Origin of the sequence: Delftia tsuruhatensis (assembly GCF_903815225.1) — a bacterium.
GTDB classification, from domain to species: Bacteria; Pseudomonadota; Gammaproteobacteria; order Burkholderiales; family Burkholderiaceae_C; genus Comamonas; species Comamonas tsuruhatensis_A.
In genome coordinates, this window is sequence record NZ_LR813084.1 from 4,527,003 (window position 1) to 4,551,623 (window position 24,621).

Here is a 24,621-nt window from a genome sequence, read left to right on the forward strand (position 1 = left end):
GTCAAGCGGGCCGAAGGGGCCGGCTCAGGCCTCGCTCCAGCTCACCACCCCCGTGAAGGCCGTGAGCAGCACGATGATGCCGAAGGCGATGCGGTACCAGGCGAAGGGCACGAAGCTGTTGGTGGAGATGTAGCGCAGCAGCCAGCGCACGCACAGCCAGGCACTGATGAAGGAGAACACCAGGCCGACGGCGAACATGGGAATGTCGGCCGCCGACAGCAGGGCGCGTTCCTTGTAGAGGCTGTAGACACCGGCGCCGATCAGCGTGGGAATGGCCAGGAAGAACGAGAAGTCGGTCGCCGCCTTGCGGGACAGTCCCATCAGCATGCCGCCGATGATGGTGGCACCACTGCGGCTGGTGCCGGGAATCATGGCCAGGCACTGCACCACGCCGACCTTCAGGGCATCCACAGGCGTCATCTCGTCCACCGTCATCACGCGCGTGGCCGATGCCGGACGGCGCTCGGCCCACAGGATGACGAAGCCGCCCAGGATGAAGGTGGTCGCCACCACGGTGGGCGTGAACAGATGGGCCTTGATGAACTTGCCGAAGATCAGCGCCAGCACCACGGCGGGCAGGAAGCCGATGATGACGTTGAGCGCGAACTTCTGTGCCTGGCGGCTGGAGGGCAGCTCCACCACGGTGGCGCGGATCTTCTGCCAATAGACCAGGACCACGGCGAAGATGGCGCCGGTCTGGATGGCGATGTCGAAGACCTTGGCCTTGGCGTCGTCGAAACCCAGCAGCGAGCCCGCGAGGATCAGATGCCCGGTGGAGGAGATGGGAAGGAACTCGGTCAGGCCCTCGACGATGCCCATGATGGCGGCCTTGACCAGCAAAAGAATGTCCACGGCAAGCGTCCTGTCGCAATGCAAAGTCCGCCATTATCAGCGCAGGCCATGGCCCGTGGATGTCAGTCGCAAGCGCTGGCTGCGTCCAATCGCAAACTTTTACGACGGCTTGCGCCTGAGCTTGTACGACGGCCTCGGGCTGTGCTGCAATGTGGGTGCGCTGGCTGTCAGCGCGCCTTCAAAACCATTCCATCATGAAAAAAATCGTTGTTCTGGCAGTTGTCTCCCTGGCTTGCAGCATGGGCATGGCTGCCGGTGACAAGGCCCCCACGGCCCAGCAGAAGCTCATGGGCACCTGCAACACCGAAGCCGCCGGCAAGAAGGGCGATGAGCGCAAGGAATTCATGAAGTCCTGCCTGTCCGACGGCAAGAAGCGCCAGCAGGAACGCATGAAGACCTGCAATGCCGACGCCGCCGGCAAGAAGGGCGATGAGCGCAAGGCGTTCATGAGCGAGTGCCTGAAAAAGGATTGACCCCCTGAGCGGCGCGCCGCTTCCCCTTCCCGCTTCGAGGAAGGGGACGGCCCCCGGGTGCCGGTGGGCCCTTGTTCGGCGTCCCTCGCCTTGGGGCACGCCAGGTTTGGAAGCTGCGCCCTGTTTCCACAGCAAGCTTTCACTGAAGCCACCGTTTTCGGTGGCTTCGCTGTTTTTTGGGGAAACCGCCGCGCGTTGGCCGGACCGCCCTGCCAGGCCCCAACGAAGCGACGGGCCTGCATTTCACGGCGCCAGCCTGCAACTGGCCCCCTGCGGACGCCCCTCCGTCGCAGGGCGCTGGCCCGGGCGGCAGCGGGCGGTGAAAGTCCTGTCTCATACAGGCCCGCAGGACCGGGCCGCCCACCAGGACCCCGCCATGCAAATGACACCGCTGATCGCCATCCACATGAGTGCCGCCATCACCGCCACGGCCACGGGTGCCATCGCCCTGCTGGCGCGCCACCGGTCCGCCGTACATCCCCGCCTGCACCGCGCGGCCGGCTACGCCTTCGTCACGCTGATGCTCTGCGCAGCGATCTCGGCCTGTTTCATCCGCGACTACCGCCTGCCGAACTGGGCCGGCTACACGCCCATCCACCTGCTGATCCCGCTGACCTTCGCAGGCCTGGGCCGCTCGTTCTGGCACCTGTACCACGGCAACATCGCGGGCCATCGCCGGATCATGCGCAGCGTCTACACAGGCGCCTGCATCGTGGCCGGCCTGTTCACCCTGCTGCCCGGCCGCTACCTGGGCAATCTGCTGTGGCAGCAGCTGGGCCTGATCGGATGACCTGTCCCTCCAACGGAGAACCTCCCATGCGCACACTCGCCCCCCTGGACTGCAACGACCACGACACCCTGGAACGTCTGGCACGCCGCCGCGCAGGCGCCAAGCTGGGCTGGTACATCCATGCCAGCATCTATGCGCTGGTCAACCTGGGCCTGGCGGCGCTGTCGCTCTACCAGGGCCGGCACTGGGCCATCTTTCCCGCCCTAAGCTGGGGCCTGGGCCTGGCCATCCACGGCGCCGTGGTCTGGCTGGCCCTGCCCGGCAACGCCTGGCGCAGACGGCTGGTGGAGCGCGAGCGGCGGGCGCTGCAATCGCGCCGGGACCGCTGAATGCGCGGCGCGATTACCATGAACGCCATGCCGCAAGCATCCCCCGCCACTGCTCCACAGGCCGCGCCCGGCTCCACACTGGCGCAACACGGTGCCTTGACGATCGCCGCCTGCCTGTTGATCACCGCCGTGCTCACGCTGGCCGGCCATGGACGCTGGGATGTGAATCTTGTCTACTCGCTGTCCATCGGCCTCATCAGCTGGCTGACCATCGACCTGGGACGCTGGCGCCTGACGCGCGGCCAGGCCGTGCCCTGGCCCGGCGGCTGGCGCGGCGCGGTCCTGGTGGTGGCCGGCATCATGGCGGGCTTTGTGCTGGGTTCGCTGGCAGGCAATGTCTACCAGCAATGGGCAGACCCCGACGCCACCGCCTCCCTGGTGCACAAGCTGTGGATGCCGCTGGCCGTGACCACCATCGCCAGCAGCGTGATGTCCCTGGCATTTTTCCTGATGGGCCAGTCGCGCTATCTGAAGATGCAGGCCGAGCAGGCGCTGCGCCAGGCCGCGGAAGCCCGCCTCACCCTGCTGCAGGCCCAGCTGGAGCCGCACATGCTGTTCAACACCCTTGCCAACCTGCGCGTGCTGGTGGGCAGCGACCCGCAGCGCGCCCAGGCCATGCTGGACCACCTGATCGCCTACCTGCGCGCCACCCTCGGCGGCTCGCGCAGCACCGAGCACGCACTGGAAGAGGAGTTCGCACGCCTGCGCGACTACCTGGCGCTGATGTCCATCCGCATGGGGTCGCGCCTGCACTACACGCTGGAGCTGCCCGCAGACCTGGCCCAGGTGCCGGTGCCACCGCTGCTGCTGCAGCCCCTGGTGGAAAACTGCATACGCCATGGCCTGGAACCCAAGCTGGAAGGCGGGCACGTCACGGTGCGCGCGCGCCGTATCGACGACACCGGGCTGGAGCTGACCGTGGCTGACGACGGCATGGGCCTCGACACAAAGGAGTCCGCCGTGCCCGGGAGCCGCTTCGGCACGGCGCAGCTGCGCGAGCGCCTGGCCAGCCGATATGGCGATGGCGCCCGCTTCGACCTGACCCCCCTGCCCGAGGGTGGCACCCTGGCAAGAATCACCCTGACCCACACGGGCTGACATGACCGCACCTCCCCGCGCCCTGATCGCCGAAGACGAACCCCTGCTGGCCGAGGACCTGCGCCAGGCCCTGGCCCGCGCCTGGCCCGAGCTGCAGATTGCCGCCACCGTGGCCGATGGCCTGAGCGCCGCGCGCGAGGCCCTGGCCCTGCGGCCCGATGTGCTGTTCTTCGACATCCGCATGCCGGGCCAGAGCGGGCTGGAGGCCGCGGCCGAACTGGCCGATGCCTGGGCCGGGCCGCAGCCGTTTCCCGTCCTCGTCTTCGTGACCGCCTACGACCAGTACGCCATGGACGCCTTCGAGGCCCAGGCCGTGGACTACCTGCTCAAGCCCGTGCAGCCCGAGCGGCTGGCGCGCAGCGTCCAGCGCCTGCGCGAGCTGCTGGCCCGGCGCCAGGAGCAGGGCGGCGATGCCGCGCTGGAGCAGGCCCTGCACCAGCTGCGCCAGCTCATGCAGGGCCAGGGCGGCCCAGGGCAGGCGCAGGAACGCCTGCACCTGATCCAGGCGGGAGTGGGTAGCCAGATCCACATGGTGCCGGTGCGGGACATCGTCTACCTGGAGGCCGCCGACAAATACGTGCGCGTGCTCACGGCAGGCCACGAATACCTGGTGCGCACGCCACTCAAGGATCTGCTGCCCCGGCTGGACCCCGATTCCTTCTGGCAGGTGCACCGGGGCACCGTGGTGCGTGCCCAGGCCATCGCCAGTGCCCAGCGCGACGAGGCCGGCAGGCTGTGGCTGCTGCTGCGCGAACGCCCGGAAAGACTGGCCGTGAGCCGGCTCTACACGCAGCGGTTCAAGGCCATGTAGGACCGGTGTTCAGCGCAGCGGTCCCTGCTCGGGCAGCTCCAGCACATCGTCCCAGTCCACACCCTCCATCCGATCCCAGTGGGCGACGATCACGCAGCGCAAGGGCCTGTCATGACGGCCCTGGCCGGCCCGGTTCATGCCGGCCAGCGTGCGCTGCACATGGTCGATGGAGCCCCGGTCCAGGGCGGCCAGCGGCTCGTCGATCAGCAGCAGCGTCGCCCCGCTGGCCCAGCCCGCCGCCATCCACAGCTTGCGCAGGCTGCCCGTGGACAGGGCCAGCAGCGGCTTGTGCAGATGGGGCTCAAGCCCCAGGCCCTGCACATGGGCCTGCCATGCGGCATCGTCCCAGGCTGGGTGGCGCTGGCGCTGCTCCTGCGACCAGTCCCGCGCCGTGCGCTCGCGCTCTTCGGCAGGCAGTTCGGCGCGTGGATCGCGCCAGAACAGCGCGGGGCGCCGTGGGGCCTGCGGGAAACCCAGGCGGCCGCCCTGCAGGGTCAGCTCGCCCGCCAGCGCCTTCAAGAGACTGGTCTTGCCACTGCCTTCGCCACCGCACACCAGGCACAGGCCCGCGGGCCAGGCATGCGAGGCCCCATCCCACAGAAGGCGGCCCGGCGGGCCGAAGCGCAGGGCCTGCGCCGTCACCATCGGCGCCATCGATTGCTGTGCTGCGTCCATTTCCATGTCTTTCCGGTTCTGTGATGCGGGCGATTGTGCACGCGGCACAATGCCGGCCTTTCCTTCACGCGAGCGGACCGCCACCATGACCCTGGACTACCTGGATTTCGACTACAGCGAAGACGACGAAGGCACGGGCTGCCGGGATGCCATGGCCAGCGTGCCCGCCACGCGCGTGCCGGCCCTGGCGGCCGAGGTCGAGCAATTGCTGGGCTGGGCGCACCGCCGCTTCAAGGGCCGGCGCGGTCCCATCGAAGAAGGCGGCGACTGGGACTATGAACTGCAGGCCCAGGACGATGGCGGCCAGCCCCTGCCCTGGCGCTTCGACGCGGCGGCGGCCCGCCTGCACTTCGCGGCGGCCGGTGACGGCCGCACCACGGTGAGCCTGTCGCTCGTCGGCAGTGCCGCCTTCGGCGAGGCGCTGCGCGAAGCCTTCGGCCTGCAGGACTGAGGGTCAGCGGGCCCCGGCCTGCAGCCCCTGCACGGAGGCAGGCCCCAGCGGCTCCCAGCGCCCGGCCACGTTCTTGAGCAAGGTGTTGACGGCCGCCAGGCGCCGGTTGCGCACGTCGATCAGGCTGCGCCGGGCCGACAGCACCGTGGTCTGGGCGCTGAGCACGTTGAGGTAGGCCACCGTGCCCGCGCGGTACTGGTTGTTGACCACGTCCAGCGCCTTCTGCGCGGCGGCCACGGCCTCGACCTGCACCTGCTGCTCGCGCGCCAGCGCGGCAGCGGCGACCAGGTTGTCCTCCACCTCCTGCAGCGCCGTCAACACGGTCTGGCGGTAGGTGGCGGCCGCCAGGTCCAGCGAGGCGCGCGCCGACTCCACGGCCGCCGTGCGCGCGCCGCCGTCGAACAGGGCCAGCGCCAGCGACGGCCCCAGCGACCAGAACAGGTTGGGCGCGCTCACCAGGTTGGACAGCGAGGCACCGCGGTAGCCGGCCGTGGCCGACAGCGTGAGCGCCGGAAAGAAGGCCGCGCGTGCCACGCCCACCTGGGCATTGGCGGCGGCCACGCGGCGCTCGGCCGCAGCGATGTCGGGGCGCTGTTCCAGCAACCGGGACGACAGCATGGCCGGCACCTCGGGCGGGGCCGGCAGGTCGGCGCCGGCCCCCAGGCTGAAGGCCCCCGGCGCCAGGCCCAGCAGCGCGGCCAACGCATGTTCGAGCTGGGCACGGCTGGTCTGCGATTCGATGAGCTGGGCCTGGGTGCTCTTGTACTGCGCCTCGGCCTGGGCCACATCGGCCGACGAGGCCACGCCCGCACGGTAGCGGTTGCCCGTGAGCTTCAGGCTTTGCTCGTAGCTTTGCAGCGTCTCCTGCAGCAGCCGCACATTGGCCTCGGCCGCGCGCAGCGAGAAATAGGTCTGCGTGACCGAGGCCTGGGCCGACAGGCGTGCGGCGGCCAGGTCGTCGGCGCTGGCCTGGGCACTGGCCTGGCTGGCGCTGACCGTGCCCGCCACGCGGCCCCACAGGTCCAGCTCCCAGCTGGCGTTCAGGCCCAGCGAGTAATTGGTCGCGGTGTTGCCCGAGCTGCCACCGGTTCCCGTCGCGCCGCCACTGCGCGAACGCGTGGCCCCGGCCGTGCTGCCCAGCGTGGGAAACAGCCCGGCCTGGCTGCTGGCCACGGCCGCCTGGGCCGCGCGCAGCCGCGCCGCCGCCTGGGCGATGCTCTGGTTGCCGGCAGCGGCCTGCTGCTGCAGGCGGTTGAGTTCTTCGTCGCCGAACAGCTCCCACCAGCGATCAGGCACAGCCGCGCGGGAGGGGTCGACGGGGCGCCAGATGCCGGAGGCGGCCGCCTCGGGCGTGGCTTCCTTGAACTGGGCCGGCACATCCAGCAGCGGACGCTGGTAGGCGGTCTGCGTGGAGCAGCCGGCCAGCAGCGCGGCGGCCAGCCACAGGCCGGTGGAGTGAAGTGTCGATCGCTGCATCTGCTTGTGCATCGGTTGTCGGATCCGGTTCATGGGTGGGCCTCCACCAGCGCTGGCGGACGCCGCCTGCGCAGGCGCATGGCGCGCTGGCGCAGCCGGTCCAGCAGTACATAGACCACGGGCGTGGTGTAGAGCGTGAGCAGCTGGCTGAGCATCAGGCCGCCCACGATGGCAATGCCCAGCGGCTGGCGCAGCTCGGCGCCGTCGCCCCGGCCCAGGGCCAGCGGCAACGCGCCGCAGATGGCCGCCAGGCTGGTCATCAGGATGGGGCGCAGCCGCAGCTCGCAGGCACGGTAGATGGCCTGGGCGGCCGTGGCGTGGCCGGCGCGCTGCCGCTCCAGCGCGAAGTCGATCATCATGATGGCGTTCTTCTTGACGATGCCGATGAGCAGGATCACCCCGATCAGCGCGATCAGCGAGAACTCCGTCTTGAACAGCATCAGCGCCAGCAGCGCGCCCACGCCCGCCGAGGGCAGCGTGGACAGGATGGTCAGCGGGTGCACCAGGCTTTCATAGAGCACGCCCAGCACCAGGTAGATGGTGATGATGGCCGCCAGGATCAGCAGCGGCTGGCCCGACAGCGCCTGCTGGAAGGCGCCGGCGGTGCCGCTGAAGCTGCCGCGCACCGACACGGGCACGCCCAGTTCGGCCACGGCGTTGCGGATGGCTTCGCTGGCATCCGACAGGGCCACGCCCTCGGCCAGGCTGAAGCTGATGGTGCTGGCCGGCGTGCCCCGGTCGTGGTTGACGGCCAGCGGCGTGTTGGTGGTGGTGATGCGTGCAAAGGCCGACAGCGGCACCTGCTCGCCCCGGCTGTTGACGAAGAAGAAGCCACGCAGCGTCTCCGGGCTTTGCAGGTAGCGCGGCGCGGCCTCCATGACCACGCGGTACTGGTTCAGCGGGTTGTAGATCACGCCCACCTGGCGCTGGCCGAAGGCGTTGTTCAGCGTGCCGTCGATCTGCGCCACCGTCAGCCCCAGGCGCGTGGCCGCATCGCGGTCGATGACCAGCGAGGTCTGCAGCCCGTAGTCAGAGACATCGCTGTTGACGTCGGTGATCTGGGGCAGTTGCGACAGCACCTGGCGTATGCGCGGCTCCCAGGTGCGCAGGTCCTGGATGTCGTCGGCCTGCAGCGTGTAGTCGTAGGAGCCGGAGCTTTGCCGCCCGCCGATGCGGATGTCGCTTTGCGTGACCATGAACAGCCGCGCGCCGGGCTCGTTCTTGAGCTTGTCGCGCAGCCGGTTGATCACCTCGTCCGAAGACACCTTGCGCTCGGCCAGCGGCTTGAGCGACATGAACATGTTGGCCGCGTTGCGCTGGCCACCGCCCGTGAAGCCCGTCACGTACTCCACGGCCGGATCTTCCTGCACGATGGCCAGGAAACGCTTGAGCCGCTGCTCCATGGCCTGATAGGAGGTGGACTGGTCGGCGCGGATGAAGCCCATCACACGGCCCGTGTCCTGGCTGGGCATGAAGCCCTTGTCGATGGCCATGTACAGGTGCACGTTCAGCGCCACCACGCCGGCCAGCACCAGCAGCACCAGCGGCGGATGGCGCAGGCACCAGGCCAGGCTGGCACGGTAGCCGGCCATGGCACCCCGCTCCAGGCGCCCCATCCAGGCGGAGAAGCGGCCCCAGGCACGGCCCATGCGGCCACGCGCCCCCTTCGCGGCCTGCTTGCGCGGCTGCCGCAACAGGGCGGCGCACATCATGGGCGTGGTGGTCAGCGACACCACCATGGAGATCAGGATGGCCGAGGCCATGACCACCGCGAACTCCCGGAAGAAGCGGCCCACGATGCCGCCCATGAACAGGATGGGCACGAAGACCGCGATCAGCGACAGGCTCATGGACACCACGGTGAAGCCGATCTCGCGCGCCCCGTCCAGCGCCGCGCGCAGCGCCGTCTTGCCGCGCTCCATGTGGCGCATCACGTTCTCCAGCACCACGATGGCATCGTCCACCACGAAGCCCGTGGCCACGGTCAGGGCCATCAGCGACAGGTTGTCCAGCGTGTAGCCGGCCAGGTACATCACGCCGAAGGTGCCGGCCAGCGACACCGGCACGGCCACGGCCGGGATCAGCGTGGCGCGGCCGTTGCGCAGGAAGAGAAAGACCACCAGGATCACCAGTGCGATGGCGATCACCAGGGCACGCTCCACCTCCACCACCGAGGCGCGCAGCGTGGGCGTGCGGTCGGACACGATGGTCAGGTCGATGGCCTCGGGGATGGAGGCCTTCAGTTGCGGCAGCAGCGCGCGCACGCGCGCCACGGCCTCCAGGATGTTGGCATCGGGCTGCTTGAAGATCTGCAGCAGGATGGCCGGCTTGCCATTGGCCACGCCGTAGTTGCGCACGTCCTGCACCGAGTCCGTGACATCGGCCACGTCCTGCAGCCGGATCGCATTGCCATTGCTCCAGCGCAGCACCAGCGGCGCATAGTCGGCCGCCACGCGCGCCTGGTCGTTGGCCGTGACCTGCCAGTAATGGTCCTCGCGCTCCACCGCGCCCAGCGGCCGGTTGGCATTCGTGGCCGAAATCGCGGTGCGCACCTGGTCCAGCGACACGCCATTGGCCGCCAGCTTCACCGGGTCCAGCTCCACGCGCACGGCCGGCAGCGCCCCTCCACTGATCGAGGCCTGGCCCACGCCCTCCACCTGCGAAAGCTTTTGCGCCAGCACGGTGGACGCCGCGTCATACATCTGCCCGCGCGTCAGCGCGCTCGACGTGAGCGCCAGGATCATGATCGGCGCATCGGCCGGATTGACCTTGCGGTAGGTCGGATTGCCCGGCATGCCCGACGGCAGCAGCGTGCGCGCCGCATTGATGGCCGCCTGCACATCGCGCGCCGCGCTGTCCACCGTGCGCGACAGATCGAACTGCAGCGTGATGCGCGTGCTGCCCAGGCTGGAGCTGGAGGTGATTTCGTTGACCCCCGCAATCGCCCCCAGCGCCCGCTCCAGCGGCGTCGCCACCGTCGCCGCCATGGTGTCCGGACTCGCCCCCGGCAGGCTGGCAGACACCGAGATCGTCGGATAGTCCACCTGCGGCAGCGGCGCCACCGGCAGCAGGAAATACGACACCGCCCCCGCCAGCGCCAGGCCGATGGTCATCAGCAGGGTGGCAATGGGCCGGTAGATGAACGGAGCGGAAAGGTTGGAAAGCTGGCTCATGGCACCGCCCCAAAAACATCAGGCCGAGCAAAGCGAAGGCCCGCCCCCACTCCCCGTATGACCGCGCCTGCGTCGTGGCGCTTGCGGGGTTGCAGTCCTGCCGAAGGACAGGACTGCTTCGTGATCTGACTCGACGCAGTTGTCTGAACGGAGCGCGCAGCGCGCAGTGAGTTCTGCGGCGAACCCCGCAAGCGCCACGACGCAGGTTGCCCGTAGCGAAGCGAAGGGTCGCGGGCATTCGGGTGCTTTTCTTTGCCTACTTTCTTGTAGCAAGACAAGAAAGTAGGTCGGCCGCCGGGCCGAGACCCGGCCAGCGGCGCCAGCCAAGGACGCAGAGCCATATCAAGCATGGACCTGCCCCGAAGAACGACGATCCCGCCACCTCTGCGCCCACCCCTCAAACGTCAAATAAATCACAGGCGTGGTGAACAGCGTCAGCAACTGGCTCTCACCAGCAAGCCCCCCACCAGCGTCACCCCAACGGATGCCGCAACTCACTGCCCACCCCCCGCCCCCAGCATCAACGGCAAGGCCCCAGCAAGGCAGCCAGAGTCGTCATCAGGATAGGCCGGAACCGCAGCAGGCAAGCCTGGTAGATGGCCTCGCGCGGCGTGTGCCCCTGCTCGCGCTGCGCCTCCAGCGCGAAGTCGATCATCATGATCGCGTTCTTCTTGACGATGCCGATCAGCAGCACGATGCCGATGATGGCGATGATGTCCAGGTCCAGCCCTGCCAGCAGCAGGGCCAGCAGCGCGCCCACGCCCGCCGAGGGCAGCGTGGACAGGATGGTCACCGGATGGATGGTGCTCTCGTAGAGCACGCCCAGCACGATGTACATGGTGACCACGGCCGCCAGCACCAGCAGCAGCGTGTTCGACAGCGAGGCCTGGAAGGCCAGGGCCGCGCCCTGGAAGGCGGCGTCCACCGACAGCGGCATCTGCCCTTCGCTGCGCAGCTGGGTCATCAGGTCCTGCACGGCCTTGACCGCATGGCCCAGCGAGACGCCGGGCGCGGTGTTGAACGAGATGGTGGCGGCCGGCAACTGGCCCACGTGGTTCACGGCCAGGGCCATGGGCCGCTCGCTGACCGTGGCCACCGAGGACAGCGGCACGGGCGCGCCCGCGCTGGAGGCCACGTAGATGGACTGCAGCGCCTCGGGACCGACCTTGTACTGCGGCGCCACCTCCAGCACCACGCGGTACTGGTTGGACTGGGTGAAGATGGTCGAGATCAGGCGCTGGCCGAAGGCGTTGTACAGCGCCGTGTCGATGGCGGCGACCGTCACGCCCAGCCGGCTGGCCTGCGCACGGTCGATCTGCACGAAAGCCTGCAGGCCCTGGTTCTGCAGATCGCTACCCACGTCGATCAGCTCGGGCAGCTCGTGCATGCGCTCGACCAGGGCCTCGGTGCTTTTGGCCAGCTGGGTCATGTCGGGCGAGGACATCAGCAACTGGTACTGGGTGCGCGCCACGCGGTCCTCGATGGTCAGGTCCTGCACGGGCTGGGCAAACAGGCGGATGCCGGGAATCTGGTTGGCATCGTCGGACAGGCGGCGCAGCACGGCGGGCGCGCCGTCGCGCTGGCCATGGGGCTTGAGGTCGATCAGCAGCCGGCCCGTGTTCAGCGTGGTGTTGCTGCCGTCCACGCCGATGAAGGACGAGATGCTCTGCACGGCCGGGTCCTTGAGCAGCAGCTCGGCCAGGGCCTGCTGGCGCTCGGCCATGGCGGCGAACGAGATGGACTGGTCGGCCTCGGTCGTGGCCTGGATGGTGCCCGTGTCCTGGTCGGGGAAGAAGCCCTTGGGTACGGCGAAGTACAGCAGCACGGTCACGGCCAGCGTGGCCAGGAAGACGATCCAGGTCAGGCCCCGGCGGTCCAGCACCCAGGTGAGGACGCGGCCATAGCCGGCGATGGTGCGGTCGAAGAAACGGCCCGTGGCGTGGTACAGGCGGCCGTGCCGCTCCTCGCCCGCCCCTTCGGGCTGGTGGCGCAGCAGGCGCGCGCACAGCATGGGCGTGAGCGTCAGCGAGACCACGGCCGAGATCAGGATGGCCACGGCCATGGTGATGGCGAACTCATGGAACAGCCGCCCCACCACGTCGCCCATGAACAGCAGCGGGATCAGCACGGCGATCAGCGAGATCGTCAGCGAGATGATGGTGAAGCCGATCTGCCTGGCGCCCTTGAGCGCCGCCTGCATGGGCGGCTCGCCCTTTTCCACGTGGCGCGCGATGTTCTCGATCATCACGATGGCATCGTCCACCACGAAGCCTGTGGAAATCGTCAGCGCCATCAGCGTGAGGTTGTTGATCGAAAAGCCCGCCAGGTACATCACGCCGAAGGTGCCGATCAGCGACAGCGGCACGGCGAAGCTGGGAATCAGCGTGGCCGAGGCACTGCGCAGGAACACGAAGATCACGGCCACCACCAGGGCGATGGCCAGCATCAGCTCCAGCTGCATGTCCTCGACCGAGGCACGGATGGTCACCGTGCGGTCGGTCAGCACCTGCACGTCCAGCGAGGCCGGCAGCGTCTCCTTGAGCTGGGGCAGCAGGGCCTTGATGCGGTCCACCGTCTCGATCACATTGGCGCCGGGCTGGCGCCGGATGTTGAGGATCACGCCCGCGCGCGAGCCGCCCTCGGGCGTGCCGGCCCAGGCGGCCAGGCGCGTGTTCTCGGCATCGTCCACGGTCTGGGCGATGTCGGACAGGCGCACGGGCAGGCCGTTCTTGAAGGCGATGATGAGGTTGCGGTACTCGGCGGCCGACTGCAGCTGGTCGTTGGCGTCGATGGTGGAGGCGCGCGCCGGGCCATCGAAGCCGCCCTTGGCCTGCTTGACGTTGGCCGCCGCGATGGCGGTGCGCACATCGTCCAGCGTCATGCCCAGGCTGGCCAGCGCCGTGGGATTGGCCTGGATGCGCACGGCGGGCCGGCGCCCGCCCGCGATGGCCACCAGGCCCACACCGTTGACCTGCGAGAGCTTGGGCGCCAGCCGGTTTTCCACCAGGTCGTTGACGCGGATCACCGGCAGCGTAGGCGAGGTGATGGCCAGCGTGAGGATGGGGGCATCCGCCGGATTGACCTTGCTGTACAGCGGGGGCATGGGCAGGTCGCCGGGCAGCAGGTTGGCACCCGCGTTGATGGCGGCCTGCACCTGCTGCTCGGCCACGTCCATGGCCATGTCCAGCGCAAAGCGCAGCGTGATCACCGAGGCGCCGCCCGAGCTGGTGGACGACATCTGTGCCAGGCCCGGCATCTGGCCGAGCTGGCGCTCCAGCGGCGCGGTGACGTTGGAGGTCATCACGTCGGGGCTGGCGCCCGGGTACAGGGTGGTGACCTGGATGGTCGGGTAGTCCACCTCGGGCAGGGCCGAGATCGGCAGCAGCCGGTAGGCCAGCAGGCCGGCGATCAGCACCGCCACCATCAGCAGCGAGGTGGCGACGGGGCGCAGGATGAAGATGCGGGAAAGATTCATGGAGCCGCCTGCAATGCCTTGCGGTCGTCAGCTGCCGGGGCGCGCACTCAGCGCCCGGCCGGGGCGGCCGGGGCCGGGGATGCCGTGGGGCCGGGCGAAGGCTGGGGTGACCCCGGCGACGGCGCGGGCGACTGGCCGGCAGGCGGCTGGCCTGCGGGCGCCCCGCCCTCGCCACCCGGCGCACCGCCGTTGCGCTGGCCTGCGCGCTCGGCGCGCAGTTTTTGCAGGTAGGCCTTGCGCTCGTCGGGGTTCATGGTCGCCAGCTTGGCGCGCACCTCGGGCGGCAGGTTGCGCATGCCGCGCGGCTGGCTGGCCGCATCCTGCACGGCCTGGTCTACCTTCTGCACCTTGTCGGCCTCGATCACCGTGACCTTGGCGCCTTCGCGCAGCCGGTCTATGCCGTCCACCACCACCTGGTCACCCGGTTGCAGCTCCCCCCGGACGCTGACGCGGTCGCCATCGGCTACGCCCACGGTGATGCGCCGCTGCGTGACCGTGCCGCCTTCCTGCACGAGGTAGACGTAGTTGTTCTGCACAGCCGTGGCGGGCACGGTCAGCGCCTGCTCCAGCCGGTCCACTTCCAGCTTGACGTTGACGAACTGGTTGGCGAACAGCCGGCCCTCGGCATTGTCGAAGGAGGCCTTGGCCTTGACCGTGCCGGTGGCGATGTCGATGCTGTTGTCCAGCGCATTGAGCTTGCCGCGTGCCAGCGGGCGCTTGAGCTCGCGGTCCCACAGCTCCACGGGCATGTCGCGCCCCTCGGACAGGCGCTGGGCCAGCGTGCCCACATGGGCCTCGGGCACGGAGAACACCGCGTCGATGGGCTTGACCTGGGTGATGGTGACGATGCCGTTGGCATCCGAGGGGTTGACAACATTGCCCCGGTCGGCCTGGCGCAGGCCCAGCCGGCCCGCGATGGGGGCCGTGATGCGCGTATAGCTCAGTTGCAGCTTCGCGGCATCGGCCTGTGCCTGATCGGCCGCCACCGTGCCCTGGTACTGGCGCACCAGCGCCGCCTGCGTGTCCACCTGCTGGCCGGCGATGGAGTCCTGGGCCTGCAGCTCCTTGTAGCGCTGCAGGTCCAGCTGGGCGTTCCTGAGCAGGGCCTGGTCGCGCTGCAGCGTGCCCTGGATCTGGTCGTAGCTGGCCTTGAAGCTGCGCGGATCGATCTCGGCCAGCAACTGGCCGGCCTTGACCTCGTCGCCTTCCTTGAAATGCAGGCGCAGCAGCTCGCCCGACACCTTGGCGCGCACCACGGCCGTGGCGCGCGGGCTCATGGTGCCGATGGCGCTGACCAGCACCCGCATGTCGCGCCGCTCGACCACGCCCACCGAGACGGGCTGCGCCTGGGCACCCATGGCGCCGGGGGGACCACCGGGGCCGCCAGGCCCGCGCCGACCACCGCCAGGACGGGCCTCGCCCTGGACCGGTGCGCCCTGGCCGCCACCCACCGTGGCCTGCTCGCCCTGGCCGACCGCGCGCTTGCTCCACCACCACAGGCCACCACCGGCCACCAGGGCCAGGGCCACCACGCCCCACAACAGGGCGGGCCGGATGCGGCCTCGCTGGCGCAAGCCGTCGGCAACGTCAACAAAGGGGCGGCTTGGCAAGCGTTTCATGTTCGCGGCAAAAGATCGTGGGAAGGGCCAAGGCTTGCGCCCCGGCAGGGGGCGAGACGCCGGATGCGGCTATGGTAGCCAGTCCCATGCTCGCAAAAACGGCGTGGATCGCCGTTTTACGCAGGCTTTACCCCCGCTTTACCGGCTCTTGTCGAGCCCCCGTCGATGTCGGAGAAAGCCGCGCCCTGCTCAAAACACTGTTGACCCCGGCGCGGCCAATCGGCCGCCTTCTTTTTCAAAAAACCATTGAAAACAAGGCCTTGCGGCATCGGCATGCCTACGCCGCGCGCCAGACCGGGTTGGACCGGCGCGCCCGCTTGTGGCTACCATGCGCGGCCACCGGCCCGCCGACGCGGGCCGCGACCCACCCCTCCAAGGAGAACACCGCATGACGACCACCGCCCAACGCCTGACCGACCACCCCGAGGAAGCCGCCGTGCGCGTGCCCCTGGAGCTGTACATGCGCGGCCACGCCGAAGACGACAGCGCCCACATGCGCGCCGCCTTCATGCCCACGGCCCGCATCGAGAGCGTGCGCGAAGGCCCGCTGACCTCCTGGGACATCGACACCTACTGCGCCCGCTTCAAGGGCCAGCCCGCCGCCGACGAGGCCACGCGCCGCCGCAGCATCGACGCCATCGACATCGGCGGCACGGCCGCCAGCGCGAAGATCACGCTGGTGCACGGCAACGTCACCTTCATCGACTACTTCGTGCTGCTGAAGACGGCCGACGGCTGGAAGATCGCCAACAAGGCCTTTCACGCCAGGACCTGATCCCCCCTGAGCGGCTTTGCCGCTTCCCCCCAGGGGGACGGCGCCCTCGCCGCGAGGCGGCTCTTGCTTGGCGCCACTGGTGTTTGGGGCGCGCCGGTTGGGGGGCGCTGCTGCCTGTTTCCAGCTTCCTGAATCTCCCTGCGCATCGGATGCTCAAGGACTGCCCCGCTCCTGCGCCCAGGGCGCCTGCGCGAAGTGGGCGGCCAGGAAATCGATCAGCGCATGCACGCGCGCCGGCCGGGCGCGGCCCGGGGGCGTGACGATGTGCAGGGCGATCGAGGGCACCTGCCAGTCGTCCATGCAGGTCTGCAGCGCGCCCGACTGCAAGTCCTCCCAGGCCAGGAATTCGGGCTGCAGCGCCAGCCCCAGACCCGCGCGCAGGGCCGGAGCCAGTCCCTCGGCATTGTTCACGCGCATGGCCGTGGGCACGAGCTGAGCGAACTCGCCACGGCGCGCATGCTCGAAGCGCCAGGCCTCGCCCAGCCGCGTGTGCACATAGCGCAGCGCGCGGTGCGTGGCCAGATCGCGCGGGTGCTCCGGACGGCCGTGGCGCTCGAAATATTCGGGAGAACCCACCAGCAGCAGGCGCACCGTGCACAGGCGCCGCGCGATCAGGCTGGAGTCGGGCAGCGAGGAGATGCGCAGCGCGATATCGAAGCCCTGGGCCACCACGTCGATCAGCTCGTCGCTGAAGTGCAGGTCCAGCGTGACCTCGGGATGCTCGGCCATGAAGGCCGGCACGGCCGGCGCCAGATGCGAGATGCCGAAGGACATGGGCGCGGCAACGCGGATGGGGCCACGCAGGCTCTTGGACTGCTCGCTGATCTCGGCCTCCACCGCCTCGCCCTCGGCCAGGATGCGCGCCGCGCGCTCCAGCGAGGCCTGGCCGCTGGCGGTCAGCGACATGCGCCGCGAGGTGCGGTGGAACAAGGTGGTCTTGAGCCGCGTCTCCACGCGCGTGATGGCCTTGGAGATGGTGGGCTGGGACACGCCCAGCTCGGCCGCCGCCCTGGCGAAGGAGCCGGTCTCGGCCACCTTGGCGAAGATGGCCCAGGCTTCGAGGTCAGGAAGTTTTGGCATGCAATTTATGGAATAGATGAGTTTGCATATTTTCTATTCTCTTATTGATCGGCAACACATAAAGTTCATCCATCGCAACACACGACGCAGCAGGAGAACACCATGATCGAACGCCGACCCTTCCAGGACCTTGGTGGTGCCAACCACGGCTGGCTCGATGCCAAGCACCACTTCTCGTTCGCCGGATACCACGATCCGGCCCGCATGGGCTGGGGCGCGCTGCGGGTCTGGAACGACGACACCATCGCGGCCGGCACGGGCTTCCCGCCCCATGCCCACGCCAACATGGAAATCATCACCTATGTCCGCGAGGGCGCCATCACCCACCAGGACAGCCTGGGCAACAAGGGCCGCACCGAGGCCGGCGACGTGCAGGTGATGAGCGCCGGCACGGGCATCCGCCACTCGGAATACAACATGGAAAAGGGCACGACCCGCATCTTCCAGATCTGGATCATGCCCGACGAGCGCGGCAACCAGCCCCCGTCCTGGGGCGCCAAGCCCTTCCCCAAGGGCGAGCGCTCGGGCAGCTTCGTGGCCCTGGCCAGCGGCCTGCCCGGTGACGAGGATGCCCTGCCCATCCGCACGGCGGCCCGGGTGCTGGGCGCCACGCTCAAGGCCGGCGAGAGCACCGAGTACCGCATCGGCCGCGACCGACTGGGTTACCTGGTGCCCGCCAGCGGCTCGGTGCAGATCGACGGCGTGGCGCTTGAAGAGCGCGACGGCGCCGCCATCAGCGACGTGGAGAACATCCGCGTCACGGCCCTGACCGATGCCGAGCTGGTGCTCGTGGACACCGCCCGCTGATGCACCCCGACCGGCGGTTCACGCCGCCGGTCTCCACCCTGTCCTTGTCCCGCCGTCCTTCCGCCTTCTTCCCGTCATTGCACGGCGCCATCGTTGACGCCACCCGTTTCCTCACCACGTCCCAACCAGGAGATCACCATGTCCAACCGCAAGTACCTCGAAGTCCTGACCCCCGCCAACAGCCAGCTCATCTTCATCGACCAGCAGCCGCAGATGGCCTTCGGCGTGCAGTCCATCGATCGCCAGGTCCTGAAGAACAACGTGGTCGGCCTGGCCAAGGCGGCCAAGGCCTTCGGCATCCCCACCACGCTGACCACGGTGGAGACGGCCAGCTTCTCCGGCCACACCTATCCCGAACTGCTGGCCGTGTTCCCCGAGCACCAGCTGCTGGAGCGCACCTCGATGAACTCCTGGGACGACCAGAACGTGCGGGACGCGCTGGCCGCCAACGCCGCCCAGGGCCGCAAGAAGATCGTGGTCTCCGGCCTGTGGACCGAGGTCTGCAACACCACCTTCGCGCTGTCGGCCCTGCACGACACCGACTACGAGATCTACATGGTGGCCGACGCCTCGGGCGGCACCTCGCTGGACGCGCACAACTACGCCATGGACCGCATGGTGCAGGCCGGCGTGGTGCCCGTGACCTGGCAGCAGGTGCTGCTGGAATGGCAGCGCGACTGGGCCCGCCGTGGCACCTATGACGCGGTGATGGACATCGTGCGCGAGCACTCGGGCGCCTACGGCATGGGCGTGGACTATGCCTACACCATGGTGCACAAGGCGGCCGAGCGCGTGCAGCACGGCGAGACCGTGGGCCCCAACCCCGCCAAGGCCTGACGGCCGCGCCGCCGGCCCCATCCACGGAGTGGCACCATGAAGCTCTACGCACTTTCCCTTGGGGCCGGCCTGCTGGTCGGCGTGGTCTACAGCTTGCTGCAGGTGCGCTCGCCGGCCCCGCCGCTGGTGGCCCTGGTCGGCCTGCTGGGCATCCTGGCCGGCGAGCAGATCGTGCCCGTGGGCCGGCATCTGCTGCAGGGCACGGGCTTTCTCAGCGCCTGCGACAAGGCGCAGGCCACCGAGCATGTGCTGGGCCAGCTGCCCGGCCGCAAGGACACCGATGCCGATCGGCACCGCGGCTGACCTCTCCCCAACCTCCAAGAAACACTGCACCATGACCACGCGCAGAAAAGTCCTGGGCTCCGCCGCCACCCTTGCCATGGGTGGGCTGCTGGGCTGCACCACCACCGTCCGCCAAGGAGCCTCCATGTCCGATGCCACACCCGAAGTCGTCTTCCACAACGGCCGCTTCACGACCCTGAACAAGGCCCAGCCCACCGCCACCGCCGTGGCGGTGAAGGACGGCCGCTTCATCGCCGTGGGCTCGGACGCCGAAGTGCTGGCCCTGGCCGGCAGCGGCACGCGCAGGATCGACCTGCAGCGCCGCAGCGTGCTGCCCGGGCTTTTCGACAACCACACGCACGTGATCCGTGGCGGCCTGAACTTCAACCTGGAGCTGCGCTGGGACGGCGTGCGCTCGCTGGCCGATGCGCTGGACATGCTCAAGCGCCAGGTGGCCATCACGCCGGCCCCGCAATGGGTGCGTGTGGTCGGCGGCTTCACCGAGCACCAGTTCGTCGAAAAGCGCCTGCCCACCATCGACGAGATCAACGCCATCGCACCCGACACGCCGGTCTTCCTGCTGCACCTGTACGACCGCGCCCTGCTCAACGCCGCCGCACTGCGCGCCGTGGGCTATACCCGCGACACGCCGGAGCCGGCCGGTGGCGAGATCACGCGCGATGCCAACGGCAACCCCACGGGCTTGCTGCTGGCCAAGCCCAATGCCACCATCCTCTATGCCACGCTGGCCAAGGGGCCCAAGCTGCCGCTGGAGTACCAGATCAACTCCACGCGCCACTTCATGCGCGAGCTCAACCGCCTGGGCGTGACCGGCGTGATCGATGCGGGTGGCGGTTTCCAGAACTATCCCGACGACTACGAAGTCATCCAGAAGCTCAGCGACGCCCACCAGATCACCGTGCGCCTGGCCTACAACCTGTTCACGCAAAAGCCCAAGGAAGAGAAGGCCGACTTCCTGAAGTGGACGCGGAGCGTCAAGTACAAGCAGGGCGACGACTACTTCCGCCACAACGGCGCAGGCGAGATGCTGGTGTATTCGGCCGCCGACTTCGAGGACTTCCGCCAGCCCCGCCCCGACATGCCGCCCAGCATGGAAGGCGACCTGGAGGAAGTGGTGCGCGTGCTGGTGCAGAACCGTTGGCCCTGGCGCCTGCATGCCACCTATGACGAGACCATCTCGCGCGCGCTGGACGTGTTCGAGAAGGTGCACCGCGACACGCCCATCGACGGCCTGAACTGGTTCTTCGACCACGCCGAGACCATCTCCGACCGCTCCATCGACCGCATCGCGGCGCTGGGCGGTGGCGTGGCCGTGCAGCACCGCATGGCCTACCAGGGCGAATACTTCGCCGAACGCTACGGCGCGCGAGCCACCGAGGCCACGCCGCCCGTCAAGAAGATCCTGGAACGCGGCGTCAAGACCTCGGCCGGCACCGATGCCACGCGCGTGGCCTCCTACAACCCCTGGGTGTCGCTGTCGTGGATGGTCACGGGCAAGACCGTGGGCGGCATGCAGATGTACCCCCAGCGCAACCTGCTGGACCGCGAGACCGCGCTGCGCATGTGGACCGAGAACGTGGCCTGGTTCTCCAACGAGGAAGGCCTGCGCGGCCGCATCCAGGCGGGCCATTTCGCCGACATGATCGTGCCCAGCAAGGACTATTTCGCCGTGCCCGAGGACGAGATCTCCTTCCTGACCTCGGACCTCACCGTGGTCGGTGGCCGTGTGGTCTACGGCGCGGGCGCTTTCCAGCAGCATGACGACAACCCGCTGCCGCCGGCCATGCCCGACTGGTCGCCCGTGCGCCGCTTTGGCGGCTACGGCGCCTGGGGCGAGCCCGAGGGCGCGGGCAGGAACTCGCTCAACCCCGCGCGCTACCGCAGCCTGGCAGCAGCCTGCGGCTGCGGCACCCGCTGCGGCATGCATGGCCACAGCCATGCCGACGCCTGGGCATCGAACGTGCCGACCTCGGACCCCAGGAGCTTCTTCGGGGCACTGGGCTGCTCCTGCTGGATGGCCTGAGGAACAGCGCCATGTCCCAACCCGCCCCGCCTCCGGCAGCTTCGCCCCACTGCGCCAGCCCGTGTTCGCCGTGCTGTGGGCGGCCACCGTGCTGGGAAACATCGGCAGCTTCATGCGCGATGTGGCCAGCTCCTGGATGGTGACCGAACTGTCGGCCAGTCCCGCCGCCGTGGCCCTGATCCAGACGGCGGCCACGCTGCCCATCTTCCTGCTGGCGATTCCCGCCGGCGTGCTGTCGGACATCCTGGACCGGCGTCGTTTCCTGATCGGCATCCAGATCCTGCTGGCCGGCGTCAGCGCCAGCCTGCTGCTGCTGGCCAAGACCCATACGCTGACCGTGGAATACCTGGTGGCGCTGACCTTCGTGGGCGGCATCGGCGCGGCCCTGATGGGGCCGACCTGGCAATCCATCGTGCCCGAGCTGGTGCCGCGCGGCGACCTCAAGAACGCCGTGGCGCTGAACTCGCTGGGCATCAACATCGCACGCGCCCTGGGGCCGGCCGCCGGCGGCCTGCTGCTGGCCAGCTTCGGCGCAGCCGCCGCCTATGGCGCCGATGTGCTCAGCTATGCGTTCGTGATCATCGCCCTGCTCTGGTGGAAGCGCCCCAAGGCCGAGGCCTCGGCCCTGAACGAGCAGTTCTTCGGCGCCTTCCGGGCCGGCATACGCTATGCGCGCTCCAGCCGCGAGCTGCATGTGGTGCTGCTGCGCGCGGCCGTGTTCTTCCTGTTCGCCAGCTCGGTCTGGGCGCTGCTGCCCCTGGTGGCGCGCCGCATGCTGGGCGGCTCGGCCGGTTTCTATGGCGTGATGCTGGGCGCCGTGGGCGCCGGCGCCATCCTGGGCGCCCTGCTGCTGCCGCGCCTGCGCCGCAGGCTCGACGCCGACGGGCTGGTGCTGCTGTCGTCCGTGCTCAGCGCCGCCGTGATGGCCGCGCTGTCCATGGCCCCGCCGCAATGGGCGGCCGTGCTGCTGATGCTGGTGCTGGGCGTGGGCTGGATCGTCGCGCTGACCACGCTCAACGGCGTGGCCCAGGCCGTGCTGCCCAACTGGGTGCGCGGCCGGGGCCTGGCCATCTACCTCATGGTCTTCAACGGCGCCATGGCGGGCGGCAGCCTGGCCTGGGGCCTGTTCGCCCAGGGCGTGGGCATCCCCGTCGCCCTCCTGGTGGGCGCCGCCGGGCTGGTGGCCATCTCGCTGGTGTTCCACCGCATCAAGCTGCCCACGGGCGAAGCCGACCTGCAGGCCTCCAACCACTGGCCCGAGCCGCTGCTGGCCGAGCCCGTGGCCCATGACCGGGGCCCGGTGATGGTCCAGGTCGAGTACCGGGTACGCAGGCAGGACCTGCCGGCCTTCATCGAGGCCATGCAGCAGGTGGCCAGCGAGCGCCGTCGCGACGGGGCCTACGCCTGGGGCGTGGCCGAGCACACGGGTGAGCCGGGCCGGGTGATCGAATGGTTCCTGGTCGAATCGTGGGCCGAGCATCTGCGCCAGCACCAGCGCGTGTCCCGGGCCGACGCCGACCTGCAGGCCCAGGCGCTGCGCTTTCACATCGGCCCCGACCGCCCCGTGGTCCACCACTTCCTGGCGCTGGACGCCACCAGTGCGCGCCAGGCGCCCGCCGGCCACGACCATGGCCACGACCACTGACGCCGGGCCGCGGCCTGCCCGCCCGCTGCCGCCTGGTCAGCGCGCCGCGCAGACCAGCGGGGTGAGGGCAGGCCCCTCGTCCGCGTCCAGCGCCTGCGGCGGCGCGGCCGCCGCGAGCTTGCCTTCCTCCACCGTCATGCCGCGCGGCAAGGCCACGCCGTTCTTGGCGGCCAGGACCTCGGCCATGATGCTGACGGCGATCTCGGGCGGGGTCTTGCTGCCGATGTACAGGCCGATGGGGCCGCGCAGCCGTGCCAGCTGGTGCTCGCCCATGCCGAAGTGCTCGCTCAGGCGCTGCAGGCGCAGTGCCGTGTTGCGGCGCGAGCCGATGGCACCCACGTAGAAAGCGGGCGACTCCAGCGCCTCCATGAGGGCCAGGTCATCGAGCTTGGGATCGTGCGTCAGGCCGATGATGCAGGTGCGCGCATCGGCGCGCATGGCGCGCACCAGGTCGTCCGGCATCTCACGCGACAGCTGCACGCCGGCCACGCTCCAGTGGCGGCTGTACTCCTCGCGCGGATCGCAGACCGTGACCGCGAAGCCATTGAACAGGGCCATGGTCGCCAGGTACTCGGACAGCTGGCCCGCGCCGATCAGCAGCATGCGGTATTCGGGGCCGAAGCTGTTGGCGACCTGCGCCGCGTCGTGCACCAGCGGCTCGGGCGCCTCGCAGACCTGCTGGACCACCCGGCCCGTGGCCTTGTCCACGCTGCGCCGCACCATGCGGCCCTGGTCCAGCCACTGCACGAGCTGGCCCAGGGCCACGGCTTCGGGGTTGAATTCGAGCAGCAGCTCCAGCGTGCCCCCGCAAGGCAGGCCGAAGCGATGGGCTTCATCGGCACTCACGCCGTAGCGCAGCAGCCGGGGCGGGCCGTCGCGCAGCGCGTCGGCGTCGCCCCCATGGCTGTAGCGGGCGATCAGGTCATCCTCGATGCAGCCGCCGGAGACGGAGCCGACGACCGCCCCCGAGGCGCCCAGCGCCATGATCGATCCCACGGGTCGGGGGGACGAGCCCCAGGTGCGCACCACCGTGGCCAGCAAGGCGCGTTCGCCCTGCCCGCGCCATTGCGCGAGGTGGCGCAGAACATGAACATCGAGGTTTTCCATTGCAAGGTCTCCGCGCCGGTACCCGGCCTGCATCTGCGGCCGGGGGCCTGGCGATTTCGGCGGCTATTGTCCCGCGTGGGCGCACACCGTTCAGGGTGCCCCGCGAAAGCCGCAGCCACCGCAAGGGCTCAGTAGCGAGAGAGCAGCCAGCCGGCACCCAGCACGACCACCACCGCCAGCGCCCAGCACCACAAGGGGATGGCGCGGCGCGAGCGCTCCTCGGCCTCGGTGGCCGGGGCTGCGTCCAGTGGCGTGGCCACAGCCGCCGCTGCATCGTGCTCCCAGGCCTGGGCGTCCACCGTGGGCTCGATGTGGCCCTGCTCGTCGGGCAGGGCCGGCGATGGTGCGCGCGGATGGCGCTGCTGCATGAGGGCATCGAAGCGGGCGAAGAAATCGTCCGCCATGTTCTTCGCTGCGCCATCGATCAGGCGCTGGCCGAGCTGGGCGATCTTTCCGCCGACCTGGGCCTGCACGCTGTAGCTGAGCAGGCAGGTATCGCCAGGTTCGGGACTCAGCCGCACCTCGGCCTCGCCCTTGCCGAATCCGGCCACGCCGCCCTGCCCCTCGAAGGCGATGCGGTAGCTCTGGGGAGCGACGATGTCGCTGAGCGCGAGCTTGCCGCTGAACTTGGCGGACACCGGCCCGACCTTGACCGCCATGCCCACGGCGTACTGCCCCTCGCCCTGGCTTTCGAAGCGGTCGCAGCCCGCCAGGCAGGCCTTGAGGGTGTCGGGGTCGTTGAGCGCCTCCCAGGCCTGCTGCTGGCTGACGGCCAGAGGGCGGCTGGCTTGCATTTCCATGGTGATTCCTTTCTAGGCATGT

20 protein-coding genes and 2 pseudogenes are annotated in these 24,621 nt (G+C 69.4%); 13 read left to right on the forward strand and 9 right to left on the reverse strand.

The window, feature by feature from the left end:
- Positions 1–24 precede the first annotated feature (24 nt).
- Positions 25–852: an undecaprenyl-diphosphate phosphatase gene (locus tag L1Z78_RS20560; protein ID WP_234638199.1), complete on the reverse strand. Its 828-nt coding sequence runs from the start codon at positions 850–852 to the stop codon at positions 25–27.
- Positions 853–1,046: 194 nt separating this feature from the next.
- On the opposite strand from L1Z78_RS20560, the gene L1Z78_RS20565 reads away from it, so the two are divergent.
- The 5 genes from L1Z78_RS20565 to L1Z78_RS20585 all read left to right on the forward strand — a co-directional run bounded on the left by L1Z78_RS20565 (position 1,047) and on the right by L1Z78_RS20585 (position 4,353).
- A complete protein-coding gene (locus L1Z78_RS20565) occupies positions 1,047–1,325 on the forward strand; it encodes a PsiF family protein (protein WP_234638200.1) in 279 nt (92 codons plus the stop codon).
- Positions 1,326–1,701: 376 nt separating this feature from the next.
- Complete coding sequence (locus L1Z78_RS20570) at positions 1,702–2,115, forward strand: DUF2306 domain-containing protein (RefSeq protein WP_234638201.1); 414 nt, start codon at positions 1,702–1,704, stop codon at positions 2,113–2,115.
- 26 nt (positions 2,116–2,141) lie between these two features.
- On the forward strand, positions 2,142–2,444 hold the full coding sequence (locus L1Z78_RS20575; RefSeq protein WP_234638202.1) for a 2TM domain-containing protein: 303 nt from the start codon (positions 2,142–2,144) through the stop codon (positions 2,442–2,444).
- Positions 2,445–2,471: 27 nt separating this feature from the next.
- Positions 2,472–3,542 carry a sensor histidine kinase gene (locus L1Z78_RS20580; RefSeq protein ID WP_234638203.1) on the forward strand — a complete coding sequence of 357 codons (1,071 nt, stop codon included), beginning with the start codon at positions 2,472–2,474 and terminating at the stop codon, positions 3,540–3,542.
- 1 nt (position 3,543) lies between these two features.
- Positions 3,544–4,353: a LytR/AlgR family response regulator transcription factor gene (locus L1Z78_RS20585; RefSeq protein WP_234638204.1), complete on the forward strand. Its 810-nt coding sequence runs from the start codon at positions 3,544–3,546 to the stop codon at positions 4,351–4,353.
- A 9-nt stretch (positions 4,354–4,362) separates the two neighbouring features.
- On the opposite strand, the gene L1Z78_RS20590 is transcribed toward L1Z78_RS20585, so the two are convergent.
- Positions 4,363–5,034, reverse strand: coding sequence for an ABC transporter ATP-binding protein (locus L1Z78_RS20590; RefSeq protein WP_239384399.1), 672 nt, complete (start codon positions 5,032–5,034; stop codon positions 4,363–4,365).
- 79 nt (positions 5,035–5,113) lie between these two features.
- Between L1Z78_RS20590 and L1Z78_RS20595 the strand changes: the two genes are divergently transcribed.
- Positions 5,114–5,479 (forward strand): hypothetical protein, encoded by a 366-nt coding sequence (locus L1Z78_RS20595; protein ID WP_234638206.1) that lies wholly within the window; start codon positions 5,114–5,116, stop codon positions 5,477–5,479.
- A 3-nt stretch (positions 5,480–5,482) separates the two neighbouring features.
- Here the strand turns inward: L1Z78_RS20595 and L1Z78_RS20600 are convergent, their stop codons facing one another.
- The 4 genes and pseudogenes from L1Z78_RS20600 to L1Z78_RS20615 form a co-directional block, all read right to left on the reverse strand.
- A complete protein-coding gene (locus tag L1Z78_RS20600) occupies positions 5,483–6,955 on the reverse strand; it encodes an efflux transporter outer membrane subunit (RefSeq protein ID WP_234642229.1) in 1,473 nt (490 codons plus the stop codon).
- Between the two features lie 29 nt (positions 6,956–6,984).
- Positions 6,985–10,128 carry a multidrug efflux RND transporter permease subunit gene (locus L1Z78_RS20605; RefSeq protein WP_234638207.1) on the reverse strand — a complete coding sequence of 1,048 codons (3,144 nt, stop codon included), beginning with the start codon at positions 10,126–10,128 and terminating at the stop codon, positions 6,985–6,987.
- Positions 10,129–10,470: 342 nt separating this feature from the next.
- Positions 10,471–13,603, reverse strand: a pseudogene (locus L1Z78_RS20610) (MdtB/MuxB family multidrug efflux RND transporter permease subunit).
- 47 nt (positions 13,604–13,650) lie between these two features.
- On the reverse strand, positions 13,651–15,222 hold the full coding sequence (locus tag L1Z78_RS20615; RefSeq protein ID WP_234638208.1) for an efflux RND transporter periplasmic adaptor subunit: 1,572 nt from the start codon (positions 15,220–15,222) through the stop codon (positions 13,651–13,653).
- Between the two features lie 86 nt (positions 15,223–15,308).
- On the opposite strand from L1Z78_RS20615, the gene L1Z78_RS20620 reads away from it, so the two are divergent.
- Both L1Z78_RS20620 and L1Z78_RS20625 read left to right on the forward strand, forming a co-directional pair.
- Positions 15,309–15,614, forward strand: coding sequence for a hypothetical protein (locus L1Z78_RS20620; protein WP_234638209.1), 306 nt, complete (start codon positions 15,309–15,311; stop codon positions 15,612–15,614).
- Positions 15,611–15,997 carry a nuclear transport factor 2 family protein gene (locus tag L1Z78_RS20625; protein WP_234638210.1) on the forward strand — a complete coding sequence of 129 codons (387 nt, stop codon included), beginning with the start codon at positions 15,611–15,613 and terminating at the stop codon, positions 15,995–15,997. The genes L1Z78_RS20620 and L1Z78_RS20625 overlap by 4 nt, the downstream gene beginning before the upstream one ends.
- 153 nt (positions 15,998–16,150) lie before the next feature.
- Here the strand turns inward: L1Z78_RS20625 and L1Z78_RS20630 are convergent, their stop codons facing one another.
- Positions 16,151–17,077 (reverse strand): LysR family transcriptional regulator, encoded by a 927-nt coding sequence (locus L1Z78_RS20630; RefSeq protein ID WP_234638211.1) that lies wholly within the window; start codon positions 17,075–17,077, stop codon positions 16,151–16,153.
- Positions 17,078–17,179: 102 nt separating this feature from the next.
- Here L1Z78_RS20630 and L1Z78_RS20635 point away from each other — a divergent pair, with 102 nt between their 5' ends.
- The 5 genes and pseudogenes from L1Z78_RS20635 to L1Z78_RS20655 form a co-directional block, all read left to right on the forward strand.
- Positions 17,180–17,884, forward strand: coding sequence for a pirin family protein (locus tag L1Z78_RS20635; protein ID WP_234638212.1), 705 nt, complete (start codon positions 17,180–17,182; stop codon positions 17,882–17,884).
- A 138-nt stretch (positions 17,885–18,022) separates the two neighbouring features.
- Positions 18,023–18,721: a hydrolase gene (locus L1Z78_RS20640; RefSeq protein ID WP_234638213.1), complete on the forward strand. Its 699-nt coding sequence runs from the start codon at positions 18,023–18,025 to the stop codon at positions 18,719–18,721.
- A gap of 36 nt (positions 18,722–18,757) precedes the next feature.
- Positions 18,758–19,024 carry a XapX domain-containing protein gene (locus tag L1Z78_RS20645; protein WP_234638214.1) on the forward strand — a complete coding sequence of 89 codons (267 nt, stop codon included), beginning with the start codon at positions 18,758–18,760 and terminating at the stop codon, positions 19,022–19,024.
- Positions 19,025–19,148: 124 nt separating this feature from the next.
- The gene (locus L1Z78_RS20650) at positions 19,149–21,047 is read left to right on the forward strand and encodes an amidohydrolase (RefSeq protein ID WP_234642230.1); all 1,899 of its coding nucleotides are present in this window, start codon (positions 19,149–19,151) and stop codon (positions 21,045–21,047) included.
- A gap of 28 nt (positions 21,048–21,075) precedes the next feature.
- Positions 21,076–22,692 (forward strand): annotated as a pseudogene (locus tag L1Z78_RS20655) (MFS transporter); the annotation flags it as partial.
- Between the two features lie 36 nt (positions 22,693–22,728).
- On the opposite strand, the gene L1Z78_RS20660 reads toward L1Z78_RS20655, so the two are convergent.
- Both L1Z78_RS20660 and L1Z78_RS20665 read right to left on the reverse strand, forming a co-directional pair.
- A complete protein-coding gene (locus L1Z78_RS20660; protein ID WP_234638216.1) occupies positions 22,729–23,799 on the reverse strand; it encodes an XdhC family protein in 1,071 nt (356 codons plus the stop codon).
- Positions 23,800–23,927: 128 nt separating this feature from the next.
- Complete coding sequence (locus tag L1Z78_RS20665) at positions 23,928–24,599, reverse strand: CoxG family protein (protein ID WP_234638217.1); 672 nt, start codon at positions 24,597–24,599, stop codon at positions 23,928–23,930.
- Between the last annotated feature and the right edge of the window lie 22 nt (positions 24,600–24,621).

Bases quoted from the DNA above. Each gene is read 5' to 3' on its own strand.
- L1Z78_RS20565 (WP_234638200.1), top strand. From the start codon at position 1,047: ATGAAAAAAATCGTTGTTCTGGCAGTTGTCTCCCTGGCTTGCAGCATG.
- L1Z78_RS20570 (WP_234638201.1), top strand. From the start codon at position 1,702: ATGCAAATGACACCGCTGATCGCCATCCACATGAGTGCCGCCATCACC.
- L1Z78_RS20575 (WP_234638202.1), top strand. From the start codon at position 2,142: ATGCGCACACTCGCCCCCCTGGACTGCAACGACCACGACACCCTGGAA.
- L1Z78_RS20580 (WP_234638203.1), top strand. From the start codon at position 2,472: ATGCCGCAAGCATCCCCCGCCACTGCTCCACAGGCCGCGCCCGGCTCC.
- L1Z78_RS20585 (WP_234638204.1), top strand. From the start codon at position 3,544: ATGACCGCACCTCCCCGCGCCCTGATCGCCGAAGACGAACCCCTGCTG.
- L1Z78_RS20590 (WP_239384399.1), bottom strand. From the start codon at position 5,034: ATGGAAATGGACGCAGCACAGCAATCGATGGCGCCGATGGTGACGGCG.
- L1Z78_RS20595 (WP_234638206.1), top strand. From the start codon at position 5,114: ATGACCCTGGACTACCTGGATTTCGACTACAGCGAAGACGACGAAGGC.
- L1Z78_RS20600 (WP_234642229.1), bottom strand. From the start codon at position 6,955: ATGCAGCGATCGACACTTCACTCCACCGGCCTGTGGCTGGCCGCCGCG.
- L1Z78_RS20605 (WP_234638207.1), bottom strand. From the start codon at position 10,128: ATGAGCCAGCTTTCCAACCTTTCCGCTCCGTTCATCTACCGGCCCATT.
- L1Z78_RS20615 (WP_234638208.1), bottom strand. From the start codon at position 15,222: ATGAAACGCTTGCCAAGCCGCCCCTTTGTTGACGTTGCCGACGGCTTG.
- L1Z78_RS20620 (WP_234638209.1), top strand. From the start codon at position 15,309: ATGCTCGCAAAAACGGCGTGGATCGCCGTTTTACGCAGGCTTTACCCC.
- L1Z78_RS20625 (WP_234638210.1), top strand. From the start codon at position 15,611: ATGACGACCACCGCCCAACGCCTGACCGACCACCCCGAGGAAGCCGCC.
- L1Z78_RS20630 (WP_234638211.1), bottom strand. From the start codon at position 17,077: ATGCCAAAACTTCCTGACCTCGAAGCCTGGGCCATCTTCGCCAAGGTG.
- L1Z78_RS20635 (WP_234638212.1), top strand. From the start codon at position 17,180: ATGATCGAACGCCGACCCTTCCAGGACCTTGGTGGTGCCAACCACGGC.
- L1Z78_RS20640 (WP_234638213.1), top strand. From the start codon at position 18,023: ATGTCCAACCGCAAGTACCTCGAAGTCCTGACCCCCGCCAACAGCCAG.
- L1Z78_RS20645 (WP_234638214.1), top strand. From the start codon at position 18,758: ATGAAGCTCTACGCACTTTCCCTTGGGGCCGGCCTGCTGGTCGGCGTG.
- L1Z78_RS20650 (WP_234642230.1), top strand. From the start codon at position 19,149: ATGTCCGATGCCACACCCGAAGTCGTCTTCCACAACGGCCGCTTCACG.
- L1Z78_RS20660 (WP_234638216.1), bottom strand. From the start codon at position 23,799: ATGGAAAACCTCGATGTTCATGTTCTGCGCCACCTCGCGCAATGGCGC.
- L1Z78_RS20665 (WP_234638217.1), bottom strand. From the start codon at position 24,599: ATGGAAATGCAAGCCAGCCGCCCTCTGGCCGTCAGCCAGCAGCAGGCC.